Origin of the sequence: Stenotrophomonas sp. RS-48 (assembly GCF_030053245.1) — a bacterium.
In the GTDB taxonomy this organism is placed as follows: domain Bacteria; phylum Pseudomonadota; class Gammaproteobacteria; order Xanthomonadales; family Xanthomonadaceae; genus Stenotrophomonas; species Stenotrophomonas maltophilia_P.
In genome coordinates this window covers 56,026-73,602 of the sequence record NZ_JASGBV010000082.1, presented here as the reverse complement: position 1 = coordinate 73,602, position 17,577 = coordinate 56,026, and the positions used below count along the sequence as shown (strand labels likewise).

18 protein-coding genes, 3 tRNA genes and 1 pseudogene are annotated in these 17,577 nt (G+C 67.2%); 9 read left to right on the top strand and 13 right to left on the bottom strand.

Going from position 1 to position 17,577, the window contains the following annotated elements; translation table 11 throughout:
* Positions 1–350: 350 nt before the first annotated feature.
* The 9 genes and pseudogenes from QMZ25_RS14965 to QMZ25_RS14925 form a co-directional block, all read right to left on the bottom strand.
* Positions 351–427 (bottom strand) — tRNA-Arg (locus QMZ25_RS14965).
* 58 nt (positions 428–485) lie between these two features.
* Positions 486–562 (bottom strand) — tRNA-Arg (locus tag QMZ25_RS14960).
* Positions 553–1,480, bottom strand: a pseudogene (locus tag QMZ25_RS14955) (alpha/beta fold hydrolase). Before QMZ25_RS14955 ends, QMZ25_RS14960 begins: the two are co-directional and overlap by 10 nt.
* Entirely contained in the window at positions 1,477–2,286 is an 810-nt protein-coding gene (thiD, locus tag QMZ25_RS14950; protein ID WP_053517263.1) for a bifunctional hydroxymethylpyrimidine kinase/phosphomethylpyrimidine kinase, read from the bottom strand. The pseudogene QMZ25_RS14955 and the gene thiD overlap by 4 nt, the downstream one beginning before the upstream one ends.
* A gap of 97 nt (positions 2,287–2,383) precedes the next feature.
* On the bottom strand, positions 2,384–3,052 hold the full coding sequence (locus QMZ25_RS14945; RefSeq protein WP_053517265.1) for a YoaK family protein: 669 nt from the start codon (positions 3,050–3,052) through the stop codon (positions 2,384–2,386).
* An 11-nt stretch (positions 3,053–3,063) separates the two neighbouring features.
* Entirely contained in the window at positions 3,064–3,570 is a 507-nt protein-coding gene (locus QMZ25_RS14940; RefSeq protein ID WP_053517266.1) for a hypothetical protein, read from the bottom strand.
* Entirely contained in the window at positions 3,567–4,967 is a 1,401-nt protein-coding gene (locus QMZ25_RS14935) for a PhoH family protein (RefSeq protein ID WP_053517267.1), read from the bottom strand. Before QMZ25_RS14935 ends, QMZ25_RS14940 begins: the two co-directional genes overlap by 4 nt.
* 81 nt (positions 4,968–5,048) lie before the next feature.
* The gene (locus QMZ25_RS14930) at positions 5,049–5,528 is read right to left on the bottom strand and encodes a peroxiredoxin (protein ID WP_065174941.1); all 480 of its coding nucleotides are present in this window, start codon (positions 5,526–5,528) and stop codon (positions 5,049–5,051) included.
* Between the two features lie 81 nt (positions 5,529–5,609).
* On the bottom strand, positions 5,610–6,170 hold the full coding sequence (locus QMZ25_RS14925) for a glycine cleavage system protein R (RefSeq protein ID WP_025879444.1): 561 nt from the start codon (positions 6,168–6,170) through the stop codon (positions 5,610–5,612).
* Between the two features lie 164 nt (positions 6,171–6,334).
* Between QMZ25_RS14925 and dapA the strand changes: the two genes are divergently transcribed.
* On the top strand, positions 6,335–7,228 hold the full coding sequence (gene dapA / locus QMZ25_RS14920) for a 4-hydroxy-tetrahydrodipicolinate synthase (protein ID WP_111185428.1): 894 nt from the start codon (positions 6,335–6,337) through the stop codon (positions 7,226–7,228).
* A 32-nt stretch (positions 7,229–7,260) separates the two neighbouring features.
* Positions 7,261–7,779 carry a hypothetical protein gene (locus QMZ25_RS14915; RefSeq protein WP_065174942.1) on the top strand — a complete coding sequence of 173 codons (519 nt, stop codon included), beginning with the start codon at positions 7,261–7,263 and terminating at the stop codon, positions 7,777–7,779.
* Between the two features lie 122 nt (positions 7,780–7,901).
* Here the strand turns inward: QMZ25_RS14915 and fdxA are convergent, their stop codons facing one another.
* Entirely contained in the window at positions 7,902–8,225 is a 324-nt protein-coding gene (gene fdxA / locus QMZ25_RS14910; protein WP_049411316.1) for a ferredoxin FdxA, read from the bottom strand.
* A gap of 192 nt (positions 8,226–8,417) precedes the next feature.
* Between fdxA and QMZ25_RS14905 the strand changes: the two genes are divergently transcribed.
* A complete protein-coding gene (locus QMZ25_RS14905; RefSeq protein WP_283219871.1) occupies positions 8,418–9,839 on the top strand; it encodes a sugar porter family MFS transporter in 1,422 nt (473 codons plus the stop codon).
* 173 nt (positions 9,840–10,012) lie between these two features.
* Here QMZ25_RS14905 and QMZ25_RS14900 read toward each other — a convergent pair.
* Positions 10,013–10,087: transfer RNA gene (locus QMZ25_RS14900), tRNA-Glu, on the bottom strand.
* A 52-nt stretch (positions 10,088–10,139) separates the two neighbouring features.
* Between QMZ25_RS14900 and pcnB the strand changes: the two genes are divergently transcribed.
* The 6 genes from pcnB to pgi all read left to right on the top strand — a co-directional run bounded on the left by pcnB (position 10,140) and on the right by pgi (position 15,705).
* Positions 10,140–11,519 (top strand): polynucleotide adenylyltransferase PcnB, encoded by a 1,380-nt coding sequence (pcnB, locus tag QMZ25_RS14895; protein ID WP_053517274.1) that lies wholly within the window; start codon positions 10,140–10,142, stop codon positions 11,517–11,519.
* Between the two features lie 3 nt (positions 11,520–11,522).
* The gene (gene folK, locus QMZ25_RS14890) at positions 11,523–12,008 is read left to right on the top strand and encodes a 2-amino-4-hydroxy-6-hydroxymethyldihydropteridine diphosphokinase (protein ID WP_053517275.1); all 486 of its coding nucleotides are present in this window, start codon (positions 11,523–11,525) and stop codon (positions 12,006–12,008) included.
* 34 nt (positions 12,009–12,042) lie between these two features.
* Positions 12,043–12,858, top strand: a complete 816-nt coding sequence (gene panB / locus QMZ25_RS14885) for a 3-methyl-2-oxobutanoate hydroxymethyltransferase (protein WP_053517276.1) — start codon at positions 12,043–12,045, stop codon at positions 12,856–12,858.
* Positions 12,855–13,694: a pantoate--beta-alanine ligase gene (panC, locus tag QMZ25_RS14880; protein WP_065174945.1), complete on the top strand. Its 840-nt coding sequence runs from the start codon at positions 12,855–12,857 to the stop codon at positions 13,692–13,694. The genes panB and panC overlap by 4 nt, the downstream gene beginning before the upstream one ends.
* Positions 13,695–13,813: 119 nt before the next feature.
* On the top strand, positions 13,814–14,194 hold the full coding sequence (panD, locus tag QMZ25_RS14875; protein ID WP_053517331.1) for an aspartate 1-decarboxylase: 381 nt from the start codon (positions 13,814–13,816) through the stop codon (positions 14,192–14,194).
* On the top strand, positions 14,191–15,705 hold the full coding sequence (gene pgi, locus QMZ25_RS14870; RefSeq protein WP_283219870.1) for a glucose-6-phosphate isomerase: 1,515 nt from the start codon (positions 14,191–14,193) through the stop codon (positions 15,703–15,705). The genes panD and pgi overlap by 4 nt, the downstream gene beginning before the upstream one ends.
* A gap of 46 nt (positions 15,706–15,751) precedes the next feature.
* Here pgi and QMZ25_RS14865 read toward each other — a convergent pair whose 3' ends face one another.
* Complete coding sequence (locus QMZ25_RS14865; RefSeq protein ID WP_053517280.1) at positions 15,752–16,321, bottom strand: response regulator transcription factor; 570 nt, start codon at positions 16,319–16,321, stop codon at positions 15,752–15,754.
* Positions 16,318–17,544: an ATP-binding protein gene (locus QMZ25_RS14860; RefSeq protein ID WP_065174948.1), complete on the bottom strand. Its 1,227-nt coding sequence runs from the start codon at positions 17,542–17,544 to the stop codon at positions 16,318–16,320. Before QMZ25_RS14860 ends, QMZ25_RS14865 begins: the two co-directional genes overlap by 4 nt.
* Between the last annotated feature and the right edge of the window lie 33 nt (positions 17,545–17,577).

Below are 17,577 nucleotides of genomic sequence, written 5' to 3'. Positions count from 1 at the left end.
TGGGGGCTTGGCCGCGGCATCCATGCCGCGGACACTCCCGCAACCGGACCCACCCCGCCTTCGACAGTTTTCCGCTATCTGTCGGAACGGCGTACTGCTCTGGTAGGTGTCGACCTTGGTCGACACGGTAGATCCACGCCATGCATGGATGAATTCACTCGATATCTGACAGATGTGTCGACCAAGGTCGACACCTACCAACAGCCGCGTGAACCTGTCGAAGGTGGGGCGGTGTCGGAATGCGCGCTGTTGCTGTTGCTCCGGCTTTGGTTTCGGCGGGTGCAGGGCGCAGCCCTGCCGAAGAACACACATAAAAAAACAGCAGGCCGAGGCCTGCTGTTTCGGTGTAATGGTGCGCCCGGAGAGATTCGAACTCCCGACCGCCTGGTTCGTAGCCAGGTACTCTATCCAACTGAGCTACGGGCGCGCGGTACACAATCAAATTTTACTTCATTTCCAGCGGCGGATGCCGGAAACCTGTCGAGTGGTGCGCCCGGAGAGATTCGAACTCCCGACCGCCTGGTTCGTAGCCAGGTACTCTATCCAACTGAGCTACGGGCGCCCTGCGACAGGAGCGGAATTATGCGGATGTCGGCGCGTACCGTCAACCGTTTTTGTGAAGATTTTCATCCAGCTGAATGAAAAATTGGTGGGCGACCGCCTGTGGCGCCTTCATCCACGCGAAGTGGTCGGCACGCGTGCCCAGTTCCCCGTCGGACAGCACATGCAGGTGTGATGCCACATTCGGCAGTTTGTCCAGCAACGCCTGCATCGAACCGGTCGGTGCCAGCCAGTCGTGTTCCATCACCACGGCCTGCGCGCTGCCATGCACGCGTGCCATCTGCGCATCGAGATCCTCGGTCATGCCCGCGGCTGCGTAATGGTTGCTCAGGCCCACCCGCGACCAGTCGGCAATCAGGCCGCGTGCTTCGGTGCCCCCAAAGCCCAGGCGCCGGCCGTGCAGCACGCCCTGGCGGCGGGCGATCCAGGGCAGGAAGCGGTACACCAGCGGCAGAAGCCATCCGCGCGGAGGCGGAAACGTACGCCAGAACGGCGTGCCACTGGCGGCCAGCCACAGGTGCTCGAAGTGCTGCGGTTGCCGTCCTGCATGCACGCAGGCCAGCTGCCCACCCAGGCTGTGCCCACCGATGATCCAGGGCAGCGCGCCTTCGCCGGCATCGGCGTTGGCGAGCAAAGCCTGGCTGGCAGGCAGGTCCTGCTCGAGCACTTCACGATAGCCCCAGTCCTGCGTGCGCGAAGGGCGCAGTGAACTGCTGCCGTTGCCACGCCACTCGTGCAGGTAGACCGCGATGCCTTTCGCAGCCAGGGCCTGTGCCAGTGGCAGGTAGTGGCGCGCGGCCACGCCCAGTGCGGGGAGCCATAGCAGCCGCGCCAGCGGCTGCTCGGGTACGCAGGCCATCACCTCGAAGCGATGGCCGTCGCCGCATTCCACGGCCAGTGTCCGTGATGGCAGGCTCATGCGTGGGGCGCTGCGCCGAAATGATCCAGCACGCGCACATCGCTGCGCCCCGGCATGTAGCCCAGTTGCAGCCCGCGTGCCACGTAGTCGATCGATGCTTCGCAGGCGTTGGCCAGGCTCAGGCCATTGCACAGCTGCGCGGCGATGGCCGAGGCCAGTGTGCAGCCGGTGCCGTGGGCATCCAGCGGCAAGCGCGCGTGACTGAATTCCTCGCTGCTGACGCCATCGAAGTAGCGATCGATCACGCGGTTGCCCTCGTGCAGGTGGCCGCCCTTGAGCAGCACCGCGCCGGCCCCGAGATCCAGCAGTGCCGACGCAGCCCGCTCGGCGTCGTCTCCATCGCCGATCGTGCGGCCCACCAGCAGTTCTGCCTCCGGTGTGTTGGGAGTGACCAGCGTGGCCAGCGGAAGCAGACGCTCGCGCATTGCCTGCAGCGCGCTGTCTTCCAGCAGGCGCGCACCACTGGTGGCGACCATCACCGGATCCAGCACCACATGTGCGGGCCGGTGACGCTGCAGCGCATCGGCCACGGCGTGGATCACCTCGGCATTGGCCAGCATGCCCAGCTTCACCGCGTGGATGTCGAAATCATCGAAGCACGCGTCGAGCTGCGCGCGCAGGAATTCGATTGGCGGCACATGCACGGCGGTGACACCGCGGGTGTTCTGCGCGGTCAGTGCGGCGATCGCGGAGAGGCCATGCACGCGGTGTGCGGCGAAGGCCTTCAGGTCGGCCTGGATGCCGGCGCCTCCGCCGGAGTCGGAGCCGGCGATGGTGAGGGCGGAAACGGGAGTGGTCGGGCTCATGCGACGATTGTGCCGTGGTCACCGGGATGGGGGTAGTGCCGGCTACGGGCTGCCGGCAGGGGCGGACGCCTCATGCTGCGCGTGCGTGCGGCGACGCTCAGTACCGCCAGCGTACCCATTGCTGGTACAGCACATAGACCAGCCCGGTCGCGCCGGTCAGCAGCGCGGGGGCAAGCAGGGCATCGTACTGCCAGCGCAGGAACAGCCACGCACCCATCACGCCACCGGCCAGGAAGCCGCTGATGATCAGTCCGCTGAGCGTCAGCCGCCGCACCTGCAGCGGCAGCCCGCGCAACAGATGGCCCAGGCCGATGCCAAGATCGGTGAACATGCCGCTGAGGTGGGTGGTCCGTATCACCGCGCCGCTGAAGGTGGTGGCCATCGCGTTCTGCAACCCGCAGGCCATCGCTGCCGACAACGCGCCCCAGATCTGCTGCTGCTTGAACAAGGGAATGGCGGCCAGCAACAGCGCCGATTCCAGTGCCAGAGCGACGCCATAGCGCCGGCCGAGCTGCAGTGCGCTGTCCTGGATCAGCAGCCCGCTGAGCATCGCACCCAGCGAAAAAGCGATCAGCAGGCCCCACAGGTGCCCGACCGCGCGCCAGTCGCCCTGCGCCAGTGCCATGCCGAGCTGGCTGGTACTACCGGTCATGTGGCTGACGGCCTGATGCTCGAAGCCCAGAAAGCCGACCACGTTGACCATGCCGGCCACGCACGACAGCGCTACGGCACCGATCCAGACCCAGGTGGGAAGGCGTATGCCCATCGGCGCGACCCTCAGGGACCGCCGAGACCGCCGTTGAACTGCAGCTCGCTGAACGCACCGGTGGCCGGGTCGAACACCGCGCCCCAGAACTGCTTGCCACCATCGCAGACGCGGATGGCCTCGCGCGCCGGCTTGATGCCGCTGTCGTCAGGCAGGCGGAACGCATTGATGTAGATCAGGCGCTTGCCAGCGCTTTCGATGCCGACGTACTGGCGGTCGAAGTCCAGTACGTCGGGCACCTGCGCCTGCAGCGAAGGCAGTGCGGCTTCCAGCTGGTCCACCTGTTGCCGGCTGGGGGCCCAGTAGCCGGTGACGCGGCCGGCATCCCGGCCCGGGCTGTGCCGCGAGCAGGTGTCGAGCACCTGCGCGGCGACGATCGGCCGGGTGACCACCCACGACTGGCCGGTGCGTTCGGCGGTCGGCACGCTGGCCGGCCCGCGGGTGGTGGTGCAGGCACCAAGGACGGCTGCGAGGGTGATCGCAGCCGTCGGCAGCAGCAGGCGGGCAGAACGGTTCACAGCACCTCCGAAGCGTAATCGGCCAGCCGCGAGCGTTCGCCACGGCGCAGGGTGATGTGCGCACTGTGCGGCCAGTTCTTGAAGCGGTCCACCGCGTAGGTCAGGCCGGATGTCGTCTCGGTCAGGTACGGGGTGTCGATCTGCTCGACGTTGCCCAGGCAGACGATCTTGGTGCCGGGACCGGCACGGGTGATCAGCGTCTTCATCTGCTTCGGGGTGAGGTTCTGCGCCTCGTCCAGGATCAGATAGCGCGACAGGAAGGTGCGGCCGCGCATGAAGTTCATCGAGCGGATCTTGATGCGGCTGGCCAGCAGATCGTTGGTTGCCTGGCGTCCCCAGGTTCCGCCTTCCTGGTTGTGCGTGAGCACTTCCAGGTTGTCGGTCAGCGCGCCCATCCACGGTGTCATCTTCTCTTCCTCGGTGCCCGGCAGGAAGCCGATGTCCTCGCCGACGCTGACGGTGGCCCGGGTCATGATGATCTCGCGGTAGCGCTGCTGGTCCATCGTCTGTGCCAGCCCCGCGGCCAGTGCCAGCAGGGTCTTGCCGGTGCCGGCGGTGCCGAGCAGGGTGACGAAGTCGATCTCCGGATCCATCAGTGCATTGAGCGCGAAGTTCTGCTCGCGGTTGCGCGCGCTGATGCCCCACACGGCATGGCTGCCGTGGCGGAAATCATCAACCAGCGACAGCACCACCTTGCCATCGCCGACCACGCGGCTGACGCGAAGCTCCACCTCGTCCTCGCCCGGCAGGTAGACGTACTGGTTCGGGTACCACTCCTCGTCGTCCCTGGCCAGGATCTCGTAATGGGTGCGGCCCTTGTCGCTCCAGCTGCGCAGGTCGTCGCCATGGAGCTTCCAGAAATCCTCCGGCAGCTCGGTGGCGCCGGTGTAGAGCAGGCTGAAATCGTCCAGTGCGCGGTCGTTTTCGTAATCTTCCGAAACGATGCCGGCGATGGCCGCCTTGATCCGCAGGTTGATGTCCTTGGAGACGAACACCACCGGGATCTCCGGGGTCTGCTCCTTCAGCGCCAGGATGGCACCGAGGATGGCATTGTCCGGGATGACCTTGCCGAAGCTCTTGCCGGCGTCGAAATGACTGGTCTGGAAACGCAGCTTGCCGGCGCTGTGCTTGCCACGCAGCTGCAGGCCCTGTGGCCGCTGCAGCGGAATGCCGTCGGCCAGATTGTCCAGGCCGGAGGCCTGCACCAGCTCGTTGAGGAAGCGGCTGACCTGGCGGGCGTTGCGGCTTGCCTCGGACGTGCCCTTCTTGCCGTTGTCCAGCTCCTCGATCACCTGCATCGGCAGGTAGACGTCATGCTCCTCGAATTTGAACAGCGCGGTCGGATCGTGCATCAGCACGTTGGTATCCAGCACGTAGATGCGCTTGCCTCGGGTCATCGTCGATTCCTGGTTACGGGCAGGGAAAAACCACCACGACCTGCGGGGCAGGGTGATGGCGGACAAAGTGGGCGATGGGAATCACTTGGATTGGGCGGCCTTCAGTTCGGCAAGCACGGCGTCGGCATGGCCGGCGACCTTGACCTTGCGCCAGGACTGCGCGATGCGGCTGTCGGGAGAAATCAGGAAGGTGCTGCGCTCGATGCCACGTACCTGCTTGCCGTACATGTTCTTCATCCGGATCACATCGAAGGCGTTGCACAGCGCTTCGTCGCCATCGCTGACCAGCGGGAACGCGAAGCCCTGTTTGGCACAGAAGTTGTCGTGTGATTTCACCGAGTCACGGGAGACGCCGAGTACGGTGGCGCCGGCCTTGCGGAACTCCGGCAGCAGCGCGTTGAAGTCGATGCCTTCGGTGGTGCACCCCGGGGTGCTGTCCTTGGGGTAGAAGTACAGCACCAGCCATTGGCCCGCGAGGTCGCCGAGGGTGGTGTGTTCGCCGCCTGACAGGGCCAGCGGGAGCGAGAGGGTGGTGCGGTCCAGGGTATCGCCGTTGTTCATGAGGTCCTTGGTTCCGGAGCCTGGGGTATTTCTACGACAGTTGCATGAAACGCCGCGCGCCCGTGACGAACGCGCGAAAAATCAGAACTTCATCGGATCCATGATCGCGTCCAGGTTCAGGTGGTCGCAGAATTCGAGGAAATCATCGCGCAGGGCGGCGATGTGCATGTTGGCCGGCACGCCGATGGTGACCTGCGCGCTGAACATTTCCGCACCGGTCTGCATGGCGCGATAGCGCGTGCTCTGCAGGGTCTCGATGGTGATGCCCTGGCGGTCGAAGAAGTCGGCCAGCTGGAACAGGATGCCCGGCTTGTCAGCGGCGATCACTTCAACGATGTACGGCAGCAGATTGGACTGCGCCTGCTTGGCCTCGGTGCGGTACCAGACCAGTTTCAGGCCTTCCTCGCGCTCGAGCCGGGTCAGCATCGCTTCCAGCTTGGCGACCGAGTCCCACGACCCGGTGGCCAGCGCGGTGACCGATACGTCGCGGCCAACCGTGGCCAGGCGCGCGTCCACCAGATTGCAGCCGCTGTCGGCAATGCGTCGGGTGACGGACAGCAGTGGGGACTCCGGATGCGTCGTATAGGCGTTGATCAGGAGGTGGTTTTCGCTCGGCGCGGGGCGCGGGGTGGTGTCGGTCAAGGCGATTCCGGGTAATGCATGCGTGAGTCTGAATGCCCGCCAGAGGCGGGGATCCACCGGAGTGCAGCATACTTGCCCGTGCTTTCGCGCCGCAAGTAACATTCAAGTCGCCCCCGCCCTTTCGTGGCGGGCGTTTTCCCTTCCCAGCCAAGAGCAGCACGTCCTTGTCCCTTTCCGGCCTCATCACCGCGCTGGCGACCCCGTTCCGGGCCGACGGTGCCCTCGATCCCGACGGTTGGCAGCGCCTGCTGCATCTGCAACTGGAAGGTGGCGTCCATGGCGTTGTCGTCGCCGGCTCGACCGGCGAAGCGGCGACGCTGTCCGATGCCGAGTACGACCAGCTGCTGGCCAGTGCGGTCGAACGCATCGGCGGACGCATCCCGGTCCTGGCCGGTACCGGCCTGTCCGGCACCGCCAAGACCATCGAACAGACCCGTCGCGCTGCCGCGCAGGGTGCCAGTCACGCTCTGGTGGTGACACCGCCTTACGTGCGTCCGACGCAGGCCGGGCTGATCGCGCACTACCGGGCCGTGGCCGACCACGGCGGGTTGCCTGTGGTGCTGTACAACGTGCCCGGGCGCACCGGATGCGACATGCTGCCGGAGACCGTGGCCGAGCTGGCGGATCATCCGAACATTGTCGGCATCAAGGAGGCCGTCGGTGACATCGGACGCGTGAAGGCCCTGCTGGCGCTGCGCAGTTCCAGCTTCGCCGTGCTCAGTGGCGACGACGGCACGGCTGCGCGCTCGATCCAGGCCGGCATCGACGGGCTGATCTCGGTCGGCTCCAACGCGCTGCCTGGTGCGTACCGCCGGATGTGCGAGCTGGCTGCCGCCCACGACCATGACGCCACCGCATCCTGGGACGCGCGCCTGCAGCCGTACCACGATTTCTGCGGTATCGAATCCAACCCGATTCCGGTCAAGGCGCTGCTGCGCCGCATCGGCATCGGCCACGACCTGCGCCTGCCGCTGCTGCCACTGTCGGCAGCGCATCATCCGGCAGCCGATCATCTGGCCGGCGACATCGCCGCGCTTGAAGCCCTTTCCAGCCACTGACCTTCCGTCTTGGTCTGATCCAGGAGATCCACATGCGTCAATCCGTTTCCGCCGTCCGCGTGCTGTCCTTCGCGCTCATCGCCCTCACCACGGTCGTGACCACCACCGGCTGCTTCAAGCGCGGTGCCAAGGGCGACTACGCCCTGGCCCCGGAGATGCGTCCGCTGGAAGTGCCGCCGGACCTGAACCTGCCGTCCGCGTCGGGCGAGAACCAGGTGCCGAGGCTGGCCTCGACCACCGCCCCGGCTGCTGTGGCCGCTCCGGCTGCCCCGGCCGTGGGCAATACCGGTTTCACCATTCCGGGCAGCAAGGACGAGGCGTTCGCCAAGGTCGGCACCGCGCTGGAAGGCGTGCAGGGCGTGACCATCGCCAGCCGTGCCCAGCTGCTGGGCTCCTACGACGTGGCCTATGAAGGCAGTAACTTCCTGGTGCGCGTGGTGGCCGTCGATGCCGGCGCTTATGTCTCTGCGGTCGATCCGCGTGGTCTGCCGGCGACCGCCGAGGCCCCGGTGAAGCTGATTGCCGCACTGAAGGCCGCGCTGGCGAAGTAAGGAACCGCCGGCAGCTGCGGACCGGGCCACGCGCCCGGGTTCGGCCGGGCAGGGTCTGGCATTGCCGGAACAGGAAAAGGGCGCCCATGGCGTCCTTTTTCATGGCGGCGGGTGCTGGCGCCTCAGCGCTCGAGCAGCTTCAGTTTGTCCGGTTTGCCATCCCACTCACCGGCGTCCGCCGGCGGGTCCTTGCGCACGGTCAGTACCGGCCAGGCCTTGGCCAGTTCGGCATTGAGGGCGACGAAGCCCTCCTGTCCGGCGGGGACATCGTCCTCGGGGAAGATCGCGTTGACCGGGCACTCCGGCTCGCAGAGGGTGCAGTCGATGCACTCATCCGGGTCGATCACCAGGAAGTTCGGGCCTTCGTGGAAGCAATCCACGGGGCACACTTCCACGCAATCGGTGTGCTTGCACTTGATGCAGTTTTCAGTGACGACAAAGGGCATGGGCTTGGGGGTGGATCGATTCCTGAACCCGCCAATTCTAGAACAGGTTGCCCCCCGGTGTCGGCGCGGGCCTGAAAAGGGGGATCTGCCGGGCTCGAGGGCACGGCCCATTGGCGATGGGGCGGCGCCTGTGCGAGGCTGCGCGCTGCTGGCTGCCGTGGCAGCCGGACTGTCCTCCCTCCTGGAATGCCCATGTCCCCAGCTCAGCCTGCCGCCGCCGATGGTGGAGAGAACACCGCGTTCATCGTCCTGATCAGCTGCGTGGCCACCTTGGGAGGCTTCCTGTTCGGATTCGACAGTGGCGTAATCAACGGCACGGTTGATGGCCTGCGGCAGGCCTTCAACTCCAGCGAGGCGGCCCTGGGCTTCGAAGTTGCCTCGATGCTGCTGGGCTGCGCGATCGGCGCGTTTCTCGCCGGCTGGCTGGGCGACCGCCTGGGCCGACGCGGCGTGCTGATCGTGGCGGCGGTGCTGTTCCTGCTGTCGGCGCTGGGTGCGGGCGCCGCGCACGCCTCCTGGCTGTTCGTGACCGCTCGCGTGCTGGGCGGCTTCGCCGTCGGTGCGGCCAGCGTGATGTCGCCGGCCTACATCGCCGAGGTCGCTTCCGCACGCTACCGGGGCCGCCTGGCGACGGTGCAGCAGATGGCGATCATCTGCGGCCTGTTCGCCGCTTTCCTCAGCAACTACCTGCTGGCCCGTGCGGCAGGCACCTCCACCGAGCCCCTGTGGTTCGGGCAGGAGGCCTGGCGCTGGATGTTCTGGATGCAGGCGCTGCCGTCGGCGCTGTTCCTGTTGCTGCTGCTGGTGATTCCGGAAAGCCCGCGCTTCCTGGTGGTGAAGGGGCGCCAGGCGCAGGCCAGGGCGGTTCTGTCGCGGCTGTACGGCGACGCCGCGGCGGCCGCCAAACAGGCGGAGATCGAGGCCAGCCTGGACCAGGACCAGCACAAGCCGCGCTTCGGCGACCTGCTGGACAAGGGCACCGGCAGGCTTCGCCCGATCATCTGGGTGGGCATCGGCCTGGCGATGTTCCAGCAGCTGGTCGGCATCAACGTGGTGTTCTACTACGGCGCGGTCCTGTGGCAGGCCGTCGGCTTCTCGGAAAGCGATGCGCTGCTGATCAACGTTCTTTCCGGTGCGCTGAGCATCGGCGCCTGCCTGTTGACGGTGATGCTGATCGATCGGATCGGGCGCAAGCCGCTGTTGTGGGTCGGTTCGGGCGGCATGTCGGTTGCCCTGGTGCTGATGGTGGTGGCATTCGCCAGCGGCAGCCTGGTCGAAGGGCGCCTGCACCTGTCCGATGGCATGGGCCGGCTGGCGCTGGTGGCGGCCAACGTCTATGTGGTGTTCTTCAACATGTCCTGGGGCCCGGTGATGTGGGTCATGCTGGGCGAGATGTTCCCGAACCAGATCCGCGGCCCAGCGCTCGCGGTGGCCGGTGCGGCGCAGTGGACGTCGAACTTCGCCATCACCGTGACCTTCCCGCTGCTGCTGGCGGGTATCGGCCTGGCCGGTGCCTATGGCATCTACACGGTTGCAGCGATCCTCTCGATCTTCTTCGTCGTCCGCTACGTCCGCGAGACCAAGGGCAAGGAGCTGGAGCAGATGGAAGGCTGATGGCGCCGCCCTGGTTTCCAGCGCCTTCCTGTTCCGTGGCGGCGGCAGGCCAGCCGCTCCAGGACAGGCAGGGGCGGCTCGCCCCCGAGGCGACCCGCTCGACGCAACAGGCAAACCCCGGGAAACAGAAAAGCCCGCACGAGGCGGGCTTTTTCGGTTCCTGCTGTGGCGACTGGCGCTCCCTAGGGGACTCGAACCCCTGTTTTAGCCTTGAGAGGGCCACGTCCTAACCACTAGACGAAGGGAGCGTATATGTGTCGCTGCCGAGGCAGGAGCGCTAGTATATGCACCTCGATGCCATTGGGCAATCCCGAAACTTCAACCGGAAGCGCCAACATCATTTCTCCTGCTCCATCACCGTTCAGCCTGCGCGTCATCCCGCGCGACCAGCACACCATTTCCCGCAAGGACATCAGCCCGAACGCCCTGCGCGTGCTTTATCGCCTGCGCGATGCCGGCTTCGGCGCCTACCTTGTCGGCGGCGCGGTGCGCGACCTGCTGGTCAATGGCCAACCCAAGGATTTCGACGTGGCCACCGATGCCACGCCCGAACAGGTCAAACAGCTGTTCCGCAACTGCCGCCTGATCGGCCGCCGATTCCGCCTGGCCCATGTGGTGTTCGGCCGCGAGATCATCGAAGTCGCCACCTTCCGCGCCAACGTCGATGACGGCAGCGGCGACCGCGAAATGGAAAACGGCATGCTCGTGCGCGACAACGTGTACGGCAGCATCGAAGACGACGCGGTGCGCCGCGACTTCACCTGCAATGCCCTGTACTACGCGATCGAGGATTTCTCGGTGCGCGACTACGTCGGCGGTTTCGAAGACGTCCAGGCGCGCCTGATGAAGCTGATCGGCGACCCCGAACAGCGCTATCGCGAGGACCCGGTGCGCATGCTGCGCGCGGTGCGCCTGGCGGCCAAGCTCGGCTTCCAGATCGAAGAGGGCACCGCCGCGCCGATCCCGCACCTGGCAGGCCTGCTGAACGAAGCCGCGCCCGCGCGGCTGTTCGAGGAAGTGCTGAAGCTGTTCCTGTCCGGCCACGGTGTTGCCAGTTTCGAAGGCCTGGAGCGCTACGGCCTGCTCGACGTCCTGTTCCCTGAAAGTGGCAGGGCGCTGAAGGCGAACCGCACCGGTGCACTGCGCCGCATGCTGGTCGAGGGCCTGGCCAATACCGATGCACGCGTGGCCAACGATGAGCCTGTCTCGCCCGCGTTCCTGTTCGCGCTGCTGCTGTGGCCGGCGTTCTGCCGGGCGCAGGCCACCCTGCTCAAGCAGGGCGTGGCGCCGGAAGAAGCGCAGCGTCGTGCTGCCGACCGCGTAACGGTGCAGCAGCTGAGCACCATCGCGCTGCCGCGCCGTTTCTCGCTGCCGATGCAGGAGATCTGGCTGTTGCAGTCGCGTTTCGGCTCGCGCCAGCGCAAGCGCGTGTTCCGCACGCTCACCCACCCGCGCTTCCGTGCAGCGTTCGATTTCCTGACGCTGCGCCAGGTCGCGTCGGCCGAACACGAGGCAGATGTGGCGTTCTGGCGTGAGGCGCAGGTGCAACCGGGCCGCGAGCTGGAATCGGCGCTGGATGCGATGCATGCCGAACCGGGCGACGAGGATGAGGGCGCACCGCGCAAGCGCCGGCGCCGCCGTCGGCGCTCCGGTGCCACGGCCGGCAGCGCTGGCGAGTAAGCCATGACGCTGGCCTGGATCGGCCTGGGCGCCAATCTTGGCGACGCGGCCGCGACCGTCCGTGCGGCGATTGCCGCACTGGACGCGCTTCCTGACACGCGGCGCTGCCAGGCGTCGCGCCTGTATGCCACGCCGGCCTGGGGCAACGAGGATCAGCCGCCGTTCGTCAACGCGGTGGCGTCGGTGGAAACGCGCCTGCCGGCCTCCGGATTGCTGCGGGCGATGCTGGAGCTGGAGCGGCATTTCGGTCGCGTGCGCGATCCAGCCGTGCACTGGGGACCGCGGGCACTGGATCTGGACCTGCTGCTGTATGGCGCGCAGGTACTGGATGAGCCGGGTCTGCAGGTGCCGCATCCCTACCTGCACGAGCGTGCCTTCGTGTTGGTGCCGCTGGCCGAGATCGCGCCGGATCTGGCCATTCCCGGCCATGGTCGCGTGCGGGATGCAGTGATGCGGGTGGATGCCTGCGGGATTGCGCCGATAGGGTGATAATGCCCGGGTTATCTCCCCCGGTTATCAGCACATGAGCACCCACGCAGACAGCAAGCCCTGGACCGTTCCCGCCTTGGCCGAGGCCAAGCGGAATGGCCAGAAGCTGGTCATGTTGACCGCCTACGACGCTGGCTTCGCCCGCACCTTCGACGCCAACGGCGTCGACCTGATCCTGATCGGTGATTCGCTGGGCATGGTCGTGCAGGGGCACGATTCCACCCTGCCGGTGACCGTGGCCGACATGGTCTATCACACCCGCGCCGTGGCCCGCGTGCTGCAGCGCGCGCTGCTGGTTGCCGATCTGCCGTTCGGTGCCGATGCAACCCCGGAACGCGCCCTCGATGCGTCGCTGCAGCTGCTGCAGGCAGGCGCGGAGATGGTCAAGATCGAGGGGGCCGGCTTCAAGGTCGATATCGTCCGTTACCTGGTCGAACGCGAGATTCCGGTCTGCTCGCATCTGGGCCTGACCCCGCAGTCGGTGCTGCGCCTGGGCGGGTTCAAGATCCAGGGCCGTGGCGATGCGGCCCGGCAGCTGGTGGAGGACGCCAGGGCCGTGGCCGACGCGGGCGCCAGCATCATCGTGCTGGAATGCGTGCCGACCCCGGTCGCGGCCGAGGTCACCGCTGCAGTGCCGGTGCCCACCATCGGCATCGGTGCCGGTCCGCAGTGCGATGGCCAGGTGCTGGTCCTGCATGACTTCCTGGGCCTGGACAGCGGCCATCGCCGACCGAAATTCGTCAAGGATTTCCTTGCCGAAGGGGGCTCGGTGGCCGGAGCCACCCGCGCCTACGCCGACGCCGTGCGTGACGGCAGCTTCCCCGACGAACAGCACGCTTACGCCCAATGATCCAGACCTTCAATGAGCTCGGCGCGTTGCGCGGGCAGATCGCCCAGTGGAAGCGCGAAGGCCTGCGCGTCGCGCTGGTGCCGACCATGGGCAACCTGCACGGTGGCCATCACGCGCTGGTGAGCCTGGCCCGCCAGTACGCCGACAGGGTGGTGGCCAGCATCTTCGTCAATCCGACCCAGTTCGGGCCCAACGAGGATTTCAGCCGGTATCCGCGCACGCCCGAGGCCGATGTCGCGGGGCTGGAGCAGGTCGGCTGCGATGCGGTGTGGCTGCCGAGCGTCGAGGCGATGTATCCGCTGGGCGTGGACAAGACCACGCGCATGCACGCGCCCGGCATCAGCGAGGTGCTGGAAGGTGCCAGCCGTCCGGGCCATTTCGATGGCGTCTGCACGGTGGTCGCCCGCCTGTTCCTGCAGGTGCAGCCGGACGTGGCTGTGTTCGGCCGCAAGGACTACCAGCAACTGGCGGTGATCCGCCAGATGGTGGCCGAGCTGTCGTTCCCGGTCCAGATCGTCGGTGCGGAGATCGTCCGTGATGACGATGGGCTGGCCAAGAGTTCGCGCAACCAGTATCTGAGCCCGGAACAGCGCCCCGTCGCGGCGACCCTTCATCGGACCCTGCTGGCCATGCGCGAAGGCTATGTGGCTGGCCAGCCGCGCGAGCGCATCGAGGCCGATGCCACCGCCGCGCTGCAGGCGGCTGGTTTCCAGGTCGACTACGCCGTGCTGCGCACGCCCGAGCTGGCCGAGCCGGCATTCGAGGGTGGCGGCCGGGTGGCGCTGATCGCCGCGCGGCTGGGCACGACCCGGCTGATCGACAACCTGGAGTTCTGAGTTCCGCTGTGATGGCGCCGCCGGGCATGGCCCGGCGCTACCTGAACGGTTTGCCGGTCGTGATGCCCCGCGTTGCGCGGGTGCTAGAATCCACGCTTTCCTCTGCGTTGTACCGTGCCATGCACCTGTCCCTGCTCAAGACCAAGATCCACCGCGCCACCGTCACCCACTCCGAGCTGAACTACGAAGGTTCGATCGCCATCGATGACAACCTGCTGGCTGCCACCGGCATCCGCGAGTTCGAGCAGGTCCACATCTGGGACGTGACCAACGGTGCGCGCTTCTCGACCTATGCGATCCGCGCCGAAGCCGGCAGCGGCATCGTCTCGCTCAATGGTGGCGCCGCGCGCCACGTGCAGGTCGGCGACATCATCATCATCGCCGCCTTCGCCAGCATGACCGAGCAGGAAGCGGACAGCTTCAAGCCGAAGCTGGTGTACGTGGATGGCAGCAACCAGATCACCCACACCAACGACACGATCCCGACCCAGGCCGCATGACAACGAACAACGGATTCGACTCGCTGCATTCCCACGCCCAGCGCCTGCAGGGCGCAAGCATCCCCAGCCTGCTCGCCGCCGAACCTGGCCGTGTGCAGGAGCTGGCGCTGCGGGTCGGTCCGTTGTACGTGAACTTCGCCCGGCAGAAGTACGACGCCGCGGCGCTGCAGGCGCTGCTGGCGCTGGCAGCAGAACGCGATGTCGGGGGCGCCATCAACCGCCTGATGCGCGGCGAGCAGGTCAACCTGACCGAAGGCCGCGCGGCGCTGCACACGGCGCTGCGTGGTGACGTGGTCGACGCGCCGGTGGCCGCCGATGCCCATGCCACTGCACGCGAAATCCGTCAGCGCATGGGAGTCCTCGTGCGTGCGCTGGAAGACAGCGGCGTGACCGACGTGGTGAGCGTCGGCATCGGGGGATCCGATCTTGGTCCCCGGCTGGTCGCCGATGCGCTGCGCCCGGTCAGCGGCGCGCGCCTGCGCGTGCATTTCGTATCGAACGTGGACGGCGCGGCCATGCAGCGCGCGCTGGCCACGCTTGACCCGGCGCGCACCGCCGGCATCCTGATCTCCAAGACCTTCGGCACCCAGGAAACCCTGCTCAACGGCCAGATCCTGCACGACTGGCTGGGTGGAAGTGAACGCCTGTATGCCGTCAGCGCCAATCCCGAGCGCGCAGCGAAGGCCTTCGCCATCGCCGCAGAGCGCGTGCTGCCGATGTGGGACTGGGTCGGTGGCCGTTACTCGCTGTGGTCGGCGGTCGGCTTCCCGATTGCGCTGGCGATCGGCTTCGAGCGTTTCGAACAGCTGCTGGAGGGTGCGGCGCAGATGGACGCGCACGCACTGGATGCACCGCTGGAGCGCAATCTGCCGGTGCTGCATGGCCTGACCGACATCTGGAACCGCAACCTGCTGGGCTGCGCCACCCATGCGGTGATGACCTACGACCAGCGCCTGGCGTTGCTGCCGGCCTATCTGCAGCAGCTGGTGATGGAAAGCCTGGGCAAGCGCGTGCAGCGTGATGGCCAGCCGGTGACCACCGATACCGTGCCGGTGTGGTGGGGCGGTGCGGGCACCGATGTGCAGCACAGTTTCTTCCAGGCGCTGCACCAGGGCACCAGCATCGTCCCGGCTGACTTCATCGGCTGTGTGCACAACGACGATCCCTATACCGTCAATCATCAGGCGCTGCTGGCCAACCTGCTGGCGCAGACCGAAGCGCTGGCCAACGGTCAGGGCAGCGACGATCCGCACCGCGACTACCCGGGCGGTCGTCCGAGTACGCTGATCCTGCTCGATGCACTGACGCCGCAGGCGCTGGGTGCGCTGATCGCCATGTACGAGCACGCGGTGTACGTGCAGTCGGTGATCTGGAACATCAACGCCTTCGACCAGTTCGGGGTCGAGCTGGGCAAGCAGCTGGCCAACCAGTTGCTGCCGGCATTGCAGGGCGAGGGCGTGGCGATCGCCGACCCGATGACCCGCGAGATCCTGGCGCAGCTGAAGGGCTGAGCCAGGTCGGGGATGTGTCGCCGGGCATTGGCCCGGCGTGCCGGGCTCAACGGCTCGGATCGCGTTCCGGGCTTGGCCGCTTGGCCAGTTTGCGCTGCAGCGACCGTCGGTGCATGCCGAGCAGGCGGGCGGCAGCGGACACGTTGCCGCCCGTCTCGTGCATCGCCTGCTGGATGTGTTCCCACTGCAGGCGACTGATCGGCGTCATCGCGTCGGGGACTTCCATCTCGCCGTCGTCGGCCGGGCCGTCGTCCTCTTCGCCCAGCGCGCGCAGGATCATCGGTACCGTTGCCGGCTTGGGCAGATAATCGTCTGCGCCCAGCTTGATGGCTTCCACGGCTGTGGCGATGCTGGCATAACCGGTGACCAGCAGGATCCGCATGTCCGCACGCAGGGCACGCAGGGGCTGGATCAGGGCCAGGCCGGAATCACTGCCGAGCTTGAGGTCGATCAGCGCGAAAGCCGGTGGATGCTGGCGGGCCAGCATCAGCGCAGTGGCCGCGTCCTGCGCGGTCTGCGTTTCGAGTCCCTTGCGCGCCAGGCTGCGCTGCAGGGTACGCAGGTACAGCTCGTCGTCGTCGACCAGCAGGCCCTGGGTGGAGTGGTGCAGGCTCATGGGGTGTCCTCGCGTGGGGCCAGCGGCAGGCGGAAGCCGACGCGACTGCCGGCCCCCTGGGCCGGGCGCATCCACATCTCGCCGTCGAGGCGTTCGATGGTGGCATGGGACAGGGCCAGGCCGACGCCCATGCCCTCGCTCTTGCTGCTGCCGAACAGCGTGCCCGGCAGCACGGCGGCACGGGCATCGAAGCCGTGGCCGTAGTCGCGGACTTCGCCGATCAGGTCGTCGCCGTCGATGCGCAGGCTCAGGTCCACGCGCGGGCGCCCGGCCTGCTCTCCGGCATCGGCTGCGTTGTTGAGCAGGACCATCAGCAGGTGGCCCACGCCGGGGTCCAGCGGCAGCCGCAGCGGCGCATCGTCGTTGCGGTGCAGGTCGATGGTCGGCCGCACCAGCCGCCATTGTTCCAGCACCTGCTGGGCGCTGGAGCGGCTGCGTCCGGGCATGTCGGCCGATGCCGGCGCGGCCAGTGCCAGCACCCGTTCGCGGCACTGCACGAGCAGTTCGCGCAGGGTTTCCATGTCCTCGCGTACTTCCGGCTCCTCGCTGCGCTCGGCAACGTCGTCGGCCAGCAGGGTCATGGTCGCCAGCGGCGTGTTCAGTTCATGCGCCACCGAGGCGGCGTGGGTGGCCAGGGCGACAATGCCCTCGTTGCGGGCGAAGCGTTCACGCAGTGCCGAGAGCTCCAGTTCCCGTTGCCGCAGGGCCAGGGCCAGGCGCGTGGAGAACGTCAGCACGACAGTGGCGGAGATCAGGAAATTGGCGACCACGCCCCAGCGGTTCAGGTCCTGCGCACGGAAGTAGCCGTCCGGCAGCGGCTGGCCGAACAGTCCGCTGGCGGCGTAGCCGAGCAGGCAGGCCAGGGCCACCGCCAACGCCCAGCGCAGGGGCAGGGCGAAGGCGGCCAACGCAATCAGGATCAGGAACAGGGAGCTGAACGGATTGGCCATGCCGCCGCTCCAGCTGATCATCCAGGTCAGGATGATCACGTCCACCAGGATGTGGCCGAAGGCTGTCAGTGGCGCGGTATCGGCCCCTTCCGGCCGCAGCTGGGTGTAGACATTGAACAGCGCGAGCACGGCGACGCCGGCCCACAGCGGCAGTGGCGGCAGCGGCAGGCCCAGCACCCAGGTGGCGACCAGGATGGTGGCGGCCTGGCCGGCCACGGCCAGCCATCGCAGGCTGCACAGGGTGCGGAGAAACGGGGCGTCGGGACCGGTCATTCGCGCCCATCGTATGCGTTCGCGGGCGGGTGT

Excerpts from the sequence above, each read along its gene's own strand:
- thiD (WP_053517263.1), bottom strand. The coding sequence starts at position 2,286 with ATGAGCCCGACCACTCCCGTTTCCGCCCTCACCATCGCCGGCTCCGAC.
- QMZ25_RS14945 (WP_053517265.1), bottom strand. The coding sequence starts at position 3,052 with ATGGGCATACGCCTTCCCACCTGGGTCTGGATCGGTGCCGTAGCGCTG.
- QMZ25_RS14935 (WP_053517267.1), bottom strand. The coding sequence starts at position 4,967 with ATGACCCGAGGCAAGCGCATCTACGTGCTGGATACCAACGTGCTGATG.
- QMZ25_RS14930 (WP_065174941.1), bottom strand. The coding sequence starts at position 5,528 with ATGAACAACGGCGATACCCTGGACCGCACCACCCTCTCGCTCCCGCTG.
- QMZ25_RS14915 (WP_065174942.1), top strand. The coding sequence starts at position 7,261 with ATGCGTCAATCCGTTTCCGCCGTCCGCGTGCTGTCCTTCGCGCTCATC.
- fdxA (WP_049411316.1), bottom strand. The coding sequence starts at position 8,225 with ATGCCCTTTGTCGTCACTGAAAACTGCATCAAGTGCAAGCACACCGAT.
- QMZ25_RS14905 (WP_283219871.1), top strand. The coding sequence starts at position 8,418 with ATGTCCCCAGCTCAGCCTGCCGCCGCCGATGGTGGAGAGAACACCGCG.
- folK (WP_053517275.1), top strand. The coding sequence starts at position 11,523 with ATGACGCTGGCCTGGATCGGCCTGGGCGCCAATCTTGGCGACGCGGCC.
- panB (WP_053517276.1), top strand. The coding sequence starts at position 12,043 with ATGAGCACCCACGCAGACAGCAAGCCCTGGACCGTTCCCGCCTTGGCC.
- panC (WP_065174945.1), top strand. The coding sequence starts at position 12,855 with ATGATCCAGACCTTCAATGAGCTCGGCGCGTTGCGCGGGCAGATCGCC.
- panD (WP_053517331.1), top strand. The coding sequence starts at position 13,814 with ATGCACCTGTCCCTGCTCAAGACCAAGATCCACCGCGCCACCGTCACC.
- pgi (WP_283219870.1), top strand. The coding sequence starts at position 14,191 with ATGACAACGAACAACGGATTCGACTCGCTGCATTCCCACGCCCAGCGC.
- QMZ25_RS14865 (WP_053517280.1), bottom strand. The coding sequence starts at position 16,321 with ATGAGCCTGCACCACTCCACCCAGGGCCTGCTGGTCGACGACGACGAG.
- QMZ25_RS14860 (WP_065174948.1), bottom strand. The coding sequence starts at position 17,544 with ATGACCGGTCCCGACGCCCCGTTTCTCCGCACCCTGTGCAGCCTGCGA.